This is a genomic window from Rhizobium sophoriradicis (genome assembly GCF_025200795.1).
Classification (GTDB): Bacteria; Pseudomonadota; Alphaproteobacteria; order Rhizobiales; family Rhizobiaceae; genus Rhizobium; species Rhizobium sophoriradicis.
The window spans coordinates 292159-304757 of the sequence record NZ_CP104154.1 but is presented as its reverse complement, the minus strand read 5'-3'; the positions used below and the strand labels follow the sequence as shown (position 1 = coordinate 304757).

At 58.3% G+C, this 12599-nt stretch carries 11 protein-coding genes and 1 pseudogene; 7 read left to right on the top strand and 5 right to left on the bottom strand.

The window, feature by feature from the left end:
* The first annotated feature begins 68 nt into the window (after positions 1-68).
* The 4 genes and pseudogenes from N2597_RS26990 (at position 69) to N2597_RS26975 (ending at position 4151) form a co-directional block, all read left to right on the top strand.
* On the top strand, positions 69-1247 hold the full coding sequence (locus N2597_RS26990) for a DSD1 family PLP-dependent enzyme (RefSeq protein WP_106797498.1): 1179 nt from the start codon (positions 69-71) through the stop codon (positions 1245-1247).
* On the top strand, positions 1247-1690 hold the full coding sequence (locus N2597_RS26985; protein ID WP_106797497.1) for a RidA family protein: 444 nt from the start codon (positions 1247-1249) through the stop codon (positions 1688-1690). The genes N2597_RS26990 and N2597_RS26985 overlap by 1 nt, the downstream gene beginning before the upstream one ends.
* A gap of 5 nt (positions 1691-1695) precedes the next feature.
* Positions 1696-2723, top strand: a pseudogene (locus N2597_RS26980) (threonine aldolase family protein); the annotation flags it as partial.
* A gap of 108 nt (positions 2724-2831) precedes the next feature.
* Positions 2832-4151 carry an NAD(P)/FAD-dependent oxidoreductase gene (locus tag N2597_RS26975; protein WP_077988859.1) on the top strand — a complete coding sequence of 440 codons (1320 nt, stop codon included), beginning with the start codon at positions 2832-2834 and terminating at the stop codon, positions 4149-4151.
* Between the two features lie 83 nt (positions 4152-4234).
* Here the strand turns inward: N2597_RS26975 and N2597_RS26970 are convergent, their stop codons facing one another.
* The 4 genes from N2597_RS26970 to N2597_RS26955 form a co-directional block, all read right to left on the bottom strand.
* A complete protein-coding gene (locus N2597_RS26970; RefSeq protein WP_077988860.1) occupies positions 4235-4717 on the bottom strand; it encodes an Lrp/AsnC family transcriptional regulator in 483 nt (160 codons plus the stop codon).
* A gap of 57 nt (positions 4718-4774) precedes the next feature.
* Entirely contained in the window at positions 4775-6109 is a 1335-nt protein-coding gene (locus N2597_RS26965) for an aspartate aminotransferase family protein (protein WP_096762385.1), read from the bottom strand.
* Between the two features lie 100 nt (positions 6110-6209).
* The gene (locus N2597_RS26960; protein ID WP_245345103.1) at positions 6210-7307 is read right to left on the bottom strand and encodes a phosphotransferase enzyme family protein; all 1098 of its coding nucleotides are present in this window, start codon (positions 7305-7307) and stop codon (positions 6210-6212) included.
* Positions 7308-7549: 242 nt separating this feature from the next.
* Positions 7550-8218 carry a haloacid dehalogenase type II gene (locus N2597_RS26955; protein ID WP_077988863.1) on the bottom strand — a complete coding sequence of 223 codons (669 nt, stop codon included), beginning with the start codon at positions 8216-8218 and terminating at the stop codon, positions 7550-7552.
* 406 nt (positions 8219-8624) lie between these two features.
* Between N2597_RS26955 and N2597_RS26950 the strand changes: the two genes are divergently transcribed.
* The 3 genes from N2597_RS26950 (at position 8625) to N2597_RS26940 (ending at position 11172) form a co-directional block, all read left to right on the top strand.
* A complete protein-coding gene (locus tag N2597_RS26950) occupies positions 8625-9620 on the top strand; it encodes an ornithine cyclodeaminase family protein (RefSeq protein ID WP_077988864.1) in 996 nt (331 codons plus the stop codon).
* Entirely contained in the window at positions 9617-10594 is a 978-nt protein-coding gene (locus tag N2597_RS26945) for a threonine/serine dehydratase family protein (RefSeq protein ID WP_170961468.1), read from the top strand. The genes N2597_RS26950 and N2597_RS26945 overlap by 4 nt, the downstream gene beginning before the upstream one ends.
* 215 nt (positions 10595-10809) lie before the next feature.
* Complete coding sequence (locus tag N2597_RS26940; protein WP_341356275.1) at positions 10810-11172, top strand: aldehyde dehydrogenase family protein; 363 nt, start codon at positions 10810-10812, stop codon at positions 11170-11172.
* Between the two features lie 472 nt (positions 11173-11644).
* Here N2597_RS26940 and N2597_RS26935 read toward each other — a convergent pair whose 3' ends face one another.
* Complete coding sequence (locus N2597_RS26935; protein WP_183601846.1) at positions 11645-12334, bottom strand: haloacid dehalogenase type II; 690 nt, start codon at positions 12332-12334, stop codon at positions 11645-11647.
* Positions 12335-12599: the final 265 nt, after the last annotated feature.

The following is a 12599-nucleotide window of genomic DNA, read 5'->3' as shown; positions in this document are numbered from 1 at the left end:
CTTCATCGAACATTAATTGCGATCTTTACGATTTGGCGACAAGATGAATCTCAGGTTTGGAGACCAACATGGATTCAGCGACGTTTGACCCCACCACTCCTTTGGCGACCGCGACCACTCTTGAGGCGCTGGAAACGCCCTGCCTGGTTCTCGATGCGGACCGGATGGATCGAAACATCACACGGCTGAGGAGCCGTCTGGATAGTCTGGGCGTGTCGCTGCGACCGCATCTGAAGACAGCGAAGTCGATCGACGTGGCTCGGCGGCTCATGAGCGCGCCAGCGGGGCCAGCGACCGTCTCCACCCTGAAGGAAGCCGAGCAGTTCGCGGCCGATGGCGTTCGCGACATGATCTATGCGGTCGGCATCGCTCCTGCAAAGCTCGCGCGCGTCACCGAACTGCGCGCCATGGGCGTCGATCTCGTCGTCATACTGGATACCATCGAACAGGCAAAGGCAGTTGCCAAGGCTTCCACTGACGCCGGAATACGCATTCCGGCCATGATAGAGATTGATTGCGATGGCCACCGCTCGGGTGTTGTGCCCGCCAATTACGACCAGTTGCTAGAGATCGGGCGGGCGCTGACGGAAGGTGCGGAGCTGCGTGGCGTCATGACACATGCCGGCGACAGCTACAAGGGTGGAGGCGCGGAGGCGCAGCATCGCTATGCGGAAGCGGAAAGAGCGGCCGTAGTTGAAGCCGCGCAGCTTCTGCGCAGTGCGGGCCTGCCGTGCCCGGTTGTCAGCGTTGGTTCGACACCGACGGCTCATCACGCGAAAGATCTTACTGGAGTGACTGAGGTTCGCGCAGGCGTATTCGTGTTCTTCGACCTGGTGATGGCAGGAATCGGAGTCTGCCAGGTCGACGATATTGCGCTCAGCGTTCTCGCAACAGTGATCGGTCACCAGCGCGAGAAGGGCTGGATCATAACCGACGCGGGATGGATGTCGCTATCGCGCGATCGTGGCACGAGCAAGCAAGCCGTCGACCAGGGATATGGCCTCGTCTGTGACATCCAAGGCAACACCTATCGTGACATCATCGTTGCCGATGCGAACCAGGAGCATGGCATTATCGCCGCGCGGCCCGGATCGGACGCTCGTCTGCCCGATCTGAGGGTCGGTGACCGGGTGCGGATCCTGCCGAACCATGCCTGCGCGACGGCGGCGCAGCACGAAGCCTATCATGTTGTCCGAGGTCAATCGCACGCCGTTGAGGCCTGCTGGCCACGGTTCGGAGGTTGGTGATGTCCCACGTCGTAACTGTAAGTACCGATCGTGCGCCCGGCCCTGCTGGTCATTATGTCCAGGCGAAGCTGGCGGGCCAGCATCTCTATATATCAGGGCAGCTCCCAATCCGACCGGATGGAGCGCCGCTTCCCGACGACAAATTCACGACGCAGGCGGGCCAGGCCATCGAAAACATGCTGGCAGTTCTGGAGGCCGCAGGCGGAACTCCGAGCGATCTCGTCAGGGTAACGGCCTATATCGTCGGGGTTATCAATTGGCCAGGCTTCAACCAGATCTATGCAGCGCGACTTGGGGAGGCGCGCCCAGCGCGCACCGTCGTGCCCGTGCCCGAACTCCACTACGGCTATCTGGTGGAAGTCGATGCCATCGCCGTGATCGCGAAAGAACCAGCTGCCGCGCAAGCAACAAAACCCGTCGATATGACGGTGAATGAAAGTTAGAAGCGATGATATTTTCATCCGACAACTGGTCCGGCGCCCATCCCGCGATTGGCGAGAGCCTGATGGCGCATGCCGCCGGCTATGCGTCGGGGTACGGTACCAGCGACCTCGACCGAAAGGTGAAACAGAAGTTCGCGGAGATTTTCGAAAGGAATGTCGCCGTCTTTTTCGTCGGCACCGGAACGGCCGCCAACTCGCTGGCGCTTGCGACAGCCAACCGTGCAGGCGGTGTCGCCTTCTGCCATCGCGAGGCTCACGTCATTGCCGACGAATGTGGCGCGCCGGGGTTCTTTTCGCATGGCGCCCGCCTCAAGCCGGTCGACGGACCGAGAGGCAAGATGGTGGCCGCTCGCCTCGACGCCGAGATTCGGCGCTTCCCACTCGACAATGTCCAGGGCGGTCAGCCGACGGTAGTATCGCTGACGCAGGCGACGGAAAGCGGCACGGTCTATTCGCTCGCGGAAATCGACGCGATCGCCGCCGTTTCCAAGGCGCACAGTCTGCCGCTGCATATGGATGGTGCCCGCTTCGCCAATGCGCTTATCAGCTTGGATACAACGCCTGCCGAAATGACCTGGAAGCGAGGCGTTGACCTCGTCTCCTTCGGCGGCACAAAGAACGGCTGCTGGTGCGCCGAAGCGCTGGTGCTCTTCGATCTCTCGAAGGCGCAGGAAATGCACTTCATGCGAAAGCGCGCCGGCCAACTCTTTTCGAAATCGCGCTTCGTTTCGGCGCAATTCGACGCCTACTTTGCCGGCGATCTCTGGCTGGACCTCGCCCGCCACGCCAATGCCATGGCTGCGCGACTTGCCGAGGGCATCACCGCCTCCAAGACGAGCCGCCTGGCTTGGCAGGCCGACACCAACGAAGTCTTCCCGATCCTAAAGAAGGATGTCGCGGCGAAACTCCGCCAACGGGGTGCAATCTTCTACGACTGGCCCGTTCCGCAGGACCTCGTCGGAAGCTTCGCGCCGGATGACTGGTAACCAGTTTTGCAACGCGGGCCGACGATGTCGATCTTTTCGTGTCGGCGGAGCGGGTCCCGATTTCTGAGCTTCAATCAGATCAACCTGTCCTTGCAGGGTCCTCACATGGGAGAGGCTCTCGGCCGAAAGGGCAATAGTCCAAATGAGGTCTCTCGATGTCACCACTGCTCAAACGCATACAGAGCGATCATCTTCCCGCAAAGGCGGATGTCGTCGTCATCGGCGGCGGCATTATTGGCGCGTCGGCGGCATTCTTTCTCGCAGAGCGGGGACTCTCCGTAGCATTGCTGGAAAAGGGTTATGTCGGCGGTGAACAGTCCAGCCGAAACTGGGGCTGGTGCCGCCGACAGAACCGGGACGAGCGCGAATTGCCGCTCTCGGGCGTTTCCATGCAGGCGTGGGACCAGTTTGCCGCCAAAATCGGCGAGGACGTCGGCTTCCGCCGATGCGGTCTGTTCTACGCGACGGACAATCCCCAGCAGCTGGCGGAATGGGAGCAATGGCTTGCAATCGCCCGGCAATTCGACGTCAACACGAAGATGCTGACTGCCCGAGAAGCGCATGACAGAATTCCGGCGCAAGGCCGCCGTTGGCTCGGCGGCGTCCATTCAGTCGATGATGGCAAAGGCGAACCGGCCATTGCCGCGCCGACGATCGCGAACGGCGCCCGCAAATTTGGTGCGACTATCCACCAGGAATGCGCTGCAAGAGGCCTCGACATCGTCAACGATGCAGTAGTCGGGGTCATCACCGAGAAAGGCATCATCAGATCGCAGGCCGTTCTGAACGCCGGCGGTGCGTGGACCTCCTTGTTCTGCCGCCAGTACGGCGTGCAGTTCCCACAGGCAAGCGTGCGCCAGACTGCAATTCGGACGCGCCCCACAACCAATCTCGGCGAGGCAATCTATACGCCAGAGTGTTCACTGACCCGGAGGTTGGATGGCAGTTACACGCTTGCTATTAGCGGCAGGGCGACCTTGGATATCACGCCGCAAGGCATTCGCTATGCGCGCTGGTTCATGCCGATGTTTCTGAAGCGGCTGCAAGCGGTCCAGATCGGCGTCGGCAGATCCATGTTCTATGGACCCGAAGCCCTGGTGAGCTGGAACAAGGATACTATTTCGCCTTTCGAGCGGATCCGGGTTCTCGACCCAAAGCCGAGTCGCCGGACCATTGCGTCTATTCTAAAAGGCGTCACCGAGCAGTTCCCGGCGCTTAAAGGTATCGAAATCGCCGACAGTTGGGGCGCCTATGTGGATTGCACGCCGGACGCGGTGCCAGTCATCTCGGCGTCCGATCACGTCAAGGGCCTTTATTTGGCGGCTGGCGGCTCCGGCCATGGCTTCGGCATTGGCCCTGGCATTGGTCGCTTGGCCGCTGACCTTGTTGCTAACGATAAACCCTGCGTCGATCCGACGCCTTTCCGACTGTCGCGCTTCTTTGACGGCTCCAGAGTCGAGGTGGGCGGTCTCTGATTGTGCTGGAAGGCCGCAGGTTCGGACCACGAACTTCCCAGGACCTGTCCGGCTCTTGTAACCGGAGACCGGCGAGGAGTTCATCAGAGCCTCTGGCTGAATAGCTTCGTCAGCGGCATGTGCGCCTTGCGGATCGGCGATTTCAGCACGACGTAGGTGAAATACTTGTCAATGCCGACGTCCAACTCGATCAGTTGCTCCATGATCTCCTGATATTCGCCGACCCCGGTAGTCACGAATTTCAGGAGATAGTCGTAACCGCCCGAGATCACATAGCACTCGATGAGTTGCTCGATTTTCTCGATAGCGGCGATGAAGCGAGCAAAGTCGGTCTGCCGGTGGTTCTTCAGCGTCACCTCGGTGAAGACCGTTACTGTCTGTCCCAACTTGGCGACATTGACCTGAGCCGTATAGCCCTCGATATACCCCTCCGTCTGCAGCCTCTTCATGCGCATCAGGCACGGGCTCGGCGAAAGATTCACCACCTCCGAGAGCTCCACGTTTGTCATTCGCCCATTCTGCTGCAGCACGTTCAGTATCTTGATGTCGATCCGATCGAGTTTCATGGACTTAGCTTTCGCTGATGAAAGTAGCGAGCCTATTCGACGATGCGCGCCACTATGTTACACCTGTGCAACAGCCTTCTTGAGCGCGCATTCGATGCTTTCGAGGAAGCGATCCACATGCTCCGACTGGCAAATCAATGGGGGCCGCACTTTCAACGTATCCTCGTTGGCGCCGGTCGTGCTGATAAGCACGCCATCGTCCCGCATCAAGTTTACGATCTCCAATGCCATAGCGCGCCGGCTGGCCCCGCCCATTCCATCCAACCCGATGTCGATGCCGCAGAACAGCCCGGCATTTCGAATGCCGCGGATACCATCGTGCAGCTTGGCAAGATGCTCCAACCCCACCTTGAGGCGCTCGCCCATGGCATGCGCATGCTCGAGCATTCGATCTCTATGCAGAATGGCCAGGACCGCGTCAGCTGCCGCGATCCCGACTGTATTGCCGCCGAAGGTGTTGGAGTACCGAGCAGTAGCGCCAAAGCGATCCATTGGCGCCTTGCGGCCAACGACCGCGCCTATGGGAAATCCATTGCCCATTGGCTTGCCGAGAGTGACGAGATCCGGGACAACCTGGTGCCGTTCGAAACCCCACATGTGTGTGCCTGTCCGTCCAAATCCCGGCTGAACTTCATCGGCAATGATAAGGCCACCCGCCTCGCGCACCGCCTTGACTCCGTCGGCGATGAAACCCGGCGGGTCCACCCAAACGCCGTCGCTCGAGAAAATGCTGTCGAAAAGCAGCGCCGCAATGCCAATGCCTCGCCGGTTCAGGTCGGCGATAGCGGAGCGAACCTGTTGTTCAAAGAATGCCGCGGCTTGCTCCTCGGGTATGCCCGCAGGGCCGTGTAGCGACACCATGCGAACGGCGGGACTGAGATTGACGGCGTCGCCCAGATTGGGTGATACCATCGCCGTCGCTGCGCTTGTGCCATGATAGGCATGAGAAGAGACGATCACACCTTCCCGACCACTGGTCAGCCGGGCAATCCGCAGCGCCAGATCGTTGGATTCACTACCTGTGCAGGTAAAGACAACGCGGTTCAGTTCTTCGGGGAAAGTGGCCACGAGCCGTTCGGCATAGTCGACAAGCCGCGGTTCAAGATAGCGGGTATTTGCGCTGATCCGGCTGGCTTGTTCCGCCATGGCAGCATTGATCTCTGGATTGCAATGCCCGAGAGAGGGCACATTGTTATAGAAATCCAGATAGCGACGTCCGTCGGGGTCGTAGAGCCACATGCCTTCGCCGCGCACGAAATGTACCGGCCGGCGATATTGGAGCCTGTAGGAAGCTCCCAATACGCTGTCGCGCCGGGCGATCAGTTCAGATTCGCGGGGGGGAATTGTGGCTTCCCCGGGGGTAAAGCGGTTGGGCATGAGATCTGTTGACATGTCTTTGATCCTGCTTGAGTTTCCATTCGCGAGAAGATCGCGGGGGACCGTGCCGATGACCAATGTGAGGGCAATGCGCGTGTAGGGATACGGGTACGGGTTACGGCAACGCGCGCCTCACCGCCCTCTCGCCATCCCCGGGGCATAATGCCGACAGGATGGACAGCCCGTGTTCGGCTCGGCCCACGTTCTTCTTGATATATGCTGCTTCGGCCGGGAAGAGGTTTGCTCGCCAGTAGTTGATTAGGATAAGGGCGCTTTGGCGCGCCCTTATCAGTCCGACGAGCAGTTTTGCTTCGAGAGGGCGGAGCGGAATCACCGAGGCATAGCCAGCGATCAGATGTTCCGCGCCGCCCAGAGCCAGAGACGGGTCCGTCACGAAGTGGCTTGCCGCAATCGCCAGATCCTGAATCCGTGGCCCCCAGCAGCCGTCGCCGAAATCAATGAAGGCGATACCACCATCGGTCAGGAGTGTATTGAAGGGGCTAGGGTCATTGTGCGTGACCTGCCAGGCTACATCGCTTAGTTGCGGCTCGATCAACTCGACATAGTTGTTCATGGCAAGACGCACGGATGCCGCAACTGGTCCCGATGGCAGATGCTCCTCCAGTTCCATCAGGTTTGACCAGCATCCTACGTGCCAAAGAACCGGGCGGTGCATGGCGGAGAGGTTCAGTGGCTCGAGAGCCAAACTGAGCCTGCCGAGCGCCCGGCCGACCCGGTAGAGGATTTCCGGAGTAGGGTTCGCCTGATGCAGCGGTGCCCCTGAAAGTCGCGTCTGAAGGTAGCCACAAATCTCATGCTCTTCGAACATCAGCATAGCGTCACCGGTGCGCACAATCCGAGGTGCTGCGAAACCGAAAGCGCCTTCCAGCCCGGCGAGGGCTTCAACCTGGAAGCGGAAACTGTCTCTTCCTTCGGGCCGTGCCGAAGTTTTGAGGATTAACTGATCGCCGTTCAGCAGGGTGACCTCCGTGGTACACTCGACCTCAGAGGATAGAACTCTCATCGCTCCCTTCAGGCCGTAGTGGCGCAGTAGCAACTCACCCGACAGCTGGGCTTCTGCTGGGCTCGGCTTTGTCGCCAGAATAGCGGCAGCGGCCCCAAAATATGCTTTGGTGAACGGCTCGCGGACTGACTGTTTCCCGCCGGGATGACGGGCGTTGTCGTCTGAAACCGGATCGCTACAATCATTCACGACTGAGATCCTCGCACTGTTGGAGTCGACGGCATGCGCATCGGCAAGCGACCGTCGGAATGGCATCGCGGCCGCCGCGCCCGACCCTGAAAAGCGTCGGGCGTTTATGACTGAGGGCAATACCCGGTTTCCCGCCTTCGGACTGTCGCTCGGGCCCGGGCTCTTAAAGTCTCCTCGCCGGCGTCGCCATCCATGATTGCGCCGCCGGACACTGAGAAATATTCAGACGTACTCAGGGTTCCTCAGAGCCCGACAACGCCCGGCAAATCCGAGATCCCGGAGATTTCTGTATAGCCGTAATAGGGATTGGCCGGCTCGTGACCGCGATTGACCCAAACCTTGTTCTTGATCCCGAGGTCATGTGCGGACATCAGATCGTAACGGAACGAGGAAGAGCAATGCAGTATCTCCTCCGGACCGCAACCTAGCATATCGAGCATATATTCGAAGGCGCGGAAGTGTGGCTTATAGGCGCCGGCGTCTTCGGCCGTGTAAACGGCGTGGAACGGCGCGCCGAGCTTCTCGACGTTGGACATGATCTGCGAGTTCATCGCATTTGACAGAATGACCAGGGGAATTTCCTTGGCGACCTTGGCAAGACCCGCCGGAACGTCGGGATGCGGCCCCCAGGTGGGGACCCGTTCGTAAACCATCAGCGCGTCTTCATCCTTGAACTCGATGGCGTTGCGTTTGCAGGTCCTTGCCAATGCGTTATGGACGACCTCCGCATAGGGTTTCCAGTCGGCCATGACTTCATCAAGCCGGTATGCAGAGAAGTCGGCGATGAACTGCAGCATTTTCTGCTCGCTCATGCGCTCGGAATAGAGATCGCGTGCCGCCTCCGCCATCTGAAAGTTGATAAGCGTACCATGGCAGTCGAAGGTGATGTATTTCGGGCGGAAAGGAGTCATGTGCTTCGTCCTTGCTTTGCGGGGAGTTGTTCAAGTCATGATCAATCATAGCCCGGCGGGCGCTTTTGAATTACCCGGACATGTCGGATCATCAGCAGAAAATGCTGGAGGGCGACGTCATTTGCCCTTGTGATTGCGGGTCGAGAGTGATCCGCGATCGCTTCAGGCATCGACTGACACCAATTAGCCAACCGGTCTCTGTGGAAACAACCGGGGACTTGCTCGGCAAAATCTCCGGAACGGTGGGCGTCGAAACTCTCTGCCAAACCCTCCCGCGAAAACAAAACAATCTGCTCAAAGCCCCCTGGATTGCGGCCAATAGACCCACCGCTCACCTATTATAGTCATTGGAGTTCAGCTCCTGCTGCACCGATGCACCCGATGAATTGAAATGGAGGGATCACGCATGAGAACGCTGCTGCTCAAGAAGGACGAAGTCAGAAGGCTCGTCAGCAAGACGGACGTCATCGGCGCGGTCGAAGAGGCTTACAAGGCATACAGCAGTGGGCAGGTGGAGCAACCTCCTTATCTCGGAATACATCTCCCCTCTCGCCGTGGGGAAATCGACTTCAAGCTTGGCTACTATAGCGTCAACGAAATTATCTCCATGAAAGCGCACTCCGGAGGGTTCAAGAACAACCCCGCAGAACATGGCGTGCCCAACAGCATGGGCACGATTCTCCTGTTTGATGCCAGGAGCTGCGCATTGATTTGCATCATGGATGGAAGCTTGATCACTGGCATCAGAACGGGGGCTGCAGGGGCCGTCTCCGTCAAAGCATTGGCGAGAAAGAACGCCAAGACAATCGCATCGATCGGCACCGGCAATCAGGCAAGGATGCAAATCCGGGCGATCAACGAGATCATGAAGATCGAAAAGATCCACGCCTGGGACAGCACCCCGGAAACGGGTTGCAAGTACAAGGCTGACATCGAGCGTGAATTGGGTATTCCCGTCATCGTCGCGAGCTCTAAGAAGGAGGCGGTCGAGCAGGCCGACATCCTGGTTACGACGACACGTGGGACGGGGTCGCTGGTGGAAGCGGATTGGGTGAAGCCCGGCACACACATTGTCGCAATCGGCACAGACCAACGCGGCAAACAGGAGCTGGATCCGGAGCTTTTCAGGAACGCGAAAATTATCGTCGACTCCTTCTCACAATGTACGGAGAAGGGCGAGACTTGGCACCCTCTGAACAAAAACATCATCGCAAAAGACGACATCCATGGCGAAATCGGCGAGGTATTGCTGGGAAGTAAGCCGGGACGAGAAAGTGACGATGAAATCACCATCTTCGATTCCACAGGGATGGCCATACAAGACAATACGACCGCCAGCAAAATCTATCAGAACGCCATAGCCAATAACGTCGGCACTTTCTTCCAGTTTTTTGAGGAATGACCATGCGCAACTATCCAACCATTCAGGACATCCGCGAAGCTCAGCAACGACTAAAGCCGCATGTCAGGCACACGCCGCTGTTGCGTGCCGACAAAATCGAGAAAGCGGCTGGTTGTCAGCTCTACCTCAAGCCGGAAACCCTGCAGATCACGGGCGCATTCAAGATCCGCGGCGCCCTGAACAAGGCTCTCTCGCTCCCCCGAGAGGAGATCGCAAACGGCATCATTGCGACCTCGTCGGGCAACCACGCCCAGGCGCTTGCTTACGCAGCCAAGATGCTCGGCGTAAAAGTGATTTTGGTGCTGCCGGTCACCACACCCAAAATCAAGATCGCCAATACGGAAGCCCTTGGCGCCGAAGTCATTCTTTTTGATGGTGATAATGCCGCTAGATGGAGAAGAGTCTACGAGATCGCCGAAGGAAACAATTATGCGGTCATTCACGGCTTCGAGGACCCCGTGGTAATGGCTGGTCAGGGAACGATCGGGTGTGAGATCCTCGAAGACTTGGAAGATGTGGACACGGTTATCGTACCCGTGGGCGGTGGAGGGCTGATCTCGGGGATCGCCACTGCGATAAAAGAAACCAAGCCATCGGTGCGCGTTATCGGGGCAGAGCCTGCCTTGACACCGAAGTATTTTCACAGCCGGATAAACAAGGAGCGCACATCGCTTCCGTTAAAGAACACGATCGCGGATGGTTTGAGGTTGAGTGTTCCGGGTCAAAATCCTTACCCGATTATCGAAAAGTATGTCGACGAGATTGTTCTTGTTGAAGACGAGCACATCATTGCCGGAATGCGTGCTCTTGCCAAGGATGCGAAATTGATCGCTGAACCCGCCGCCTCCATAGGAATAGGAGCACTGTTAGCGGGCAGCTTAGACGTAAAGCCTGATGAGAAAGTATGTGCGGTTTTGTCTGGCGGAAATTGGGATCTATCCGACCTTGCCGAGATTTACAATGTGGCGCCGTGATCCGTTTCACCTTCGGTCAGTACACCAACCCGATCGCCGTTGAACATGTGCGATCCGCATATCCTCTGTGCAAATACAAATGGTCTGCCGCGGGCGAACCGCGGCTTTCATTCGGCAGGGACGACAGACCGAGTATGAGAGCGACCAATGAAACACGCCCACAGGTTTTATATTGAAGGGGGGGTCGCTTCGTTGTATCGAAAACATGTGAGGTCATCGATCCCTGTACGGAGCAATCGATCGGTACGATCGCACTCGGCAGTGCCGCCGATGCGGAAAAGACGGTCGCGGCCGCGCGGCGGGCCTTTGCCTCCTTCTCGCAGACGACCAATGAAGAGCGCATCGAACCGCTGAAGCGCATTGTTGGTGATCCAGAAGCGCCGCAACGACGAGCTAGGCGAAATCAGCTCACGGGAAATGGGCGCGCCGCCCTCCATCGCCCGGGCCGAGCAGGCGGGCATGAGCGCTGTCATTTCGAGCAGGCGATCAAGGCCATCGAGAAGCTTTGCCTTCGACTACCCATAGCAGGCTTGTCGAAAGTGGTTACCAAACATCGGGCTTTTCCCGACACTGGCTGAAGCGGATAAAGGTCGCCTCACATCGACAATAAGACGAGAAACATGGTCGCCGCTGTTGCTCGGCCACGAGAGGCTGGAGAGCACCGGCGCAATACTTCGGGATCGAAGTCGACCGCACCTTATCCATTCCAGAGCGAGTTGCATCGGAGTGCTTGTGGCTGCGGCTTCTAATTGAAGCGCCCTTTCTGCAGGATCCAACCGAAGATCGACTTGGCCCAGCCATCTCCCACGCTTGCGGACGAGCGCTGTGGGCCCCAATCAATGGTTGAGGAACAGCCTCGGTTATTCGAAAGCGGACATCGATAGCGGCAGCGCACCAAACGCGCCCCGATCCCGACGTCCGGATCGCACCATAGCCGAACGCCGGCAAGTCACGCGTACGCAAGGGAGGCCATGCTTGCCCTCCGAACGATAAAGAGAAGGGGCGAAGGCCGCCCCGGTCTCATTAGCAAAATGGCCTGAGCCCTGATTTTCAGGCACGCTTGAGAGCTGGCTCCAGGCCAACGGCGGCAGCCAACCCGCCGATATCCTTGATCTCAGTGTATTCGTAATAGGGATTGGCCGGCTCATGGCTGCGGTTGACCCAGACCTTGCTCTTGATGCCCAGGTCATAAGCGGTCATCAGGTCGTAGCGGAAGGATGAGGAGACATGGGTAATGTCTTCCGGTCCGCAGCCGAGCTTGTCGAGCATGTATTCGAAGCCCTTCATCAGAGGTTTGTATGCCCCGACTTCTTCTGCCGTGATTACCATATGGATGGGCGCGCCCAGCTTTTCGACATTCGACATGATCAGGCTGTTCATGGAATTGGACAGGATGACCAGCGGGATTTCCTCGGCCACCCTTGACAGACCAGCCGGGACGTCCGGATGCGGACCCCAGGTTGGCACCTCGTCATAGATGCGTTGCGCGTCTTCGGGTTTGAATGGGATACCGATGCGCTTGCAGCTGCGTTCGATTGAATTGTGCACTACTTCGACGAACGGTTTCCATGGCCCTAGCACCTCGTCAAGGCGATAGCCCCTGAAAGCCTCGACAAAAGCGGCCATCGCTTGAGGGGAGAGGCGCTCGCCGTAGACGCGCCGAGCAGCGCCGGCCATATCGAAATTGGTGAGCGTGCCGTAGCAGTCGAAGGTCACGTACTTCGGTCGAAATTGGGTCATTGTGTGTATTCCCTCCAATTTTCATGGCACGGTGTGCCGATCCAAGGTCATCGTAGCGGGCATGCCGCCTGTCTAATGAGGTCGCCGTTCCGATAGACCGCGATGCAGCAGCGGCGCAGGAAACGCTGCGAATCCGTAACTGGTCACTTCCGCTGCCTTTGTTGATCCCGGCTAATCAAAGCCAACCGGAAGACTCCAACTTGTTTGCTGCATTCCGACCAGTGGGTGCACACTGACATAACTTTGTCGCTATGGCAATAGATTG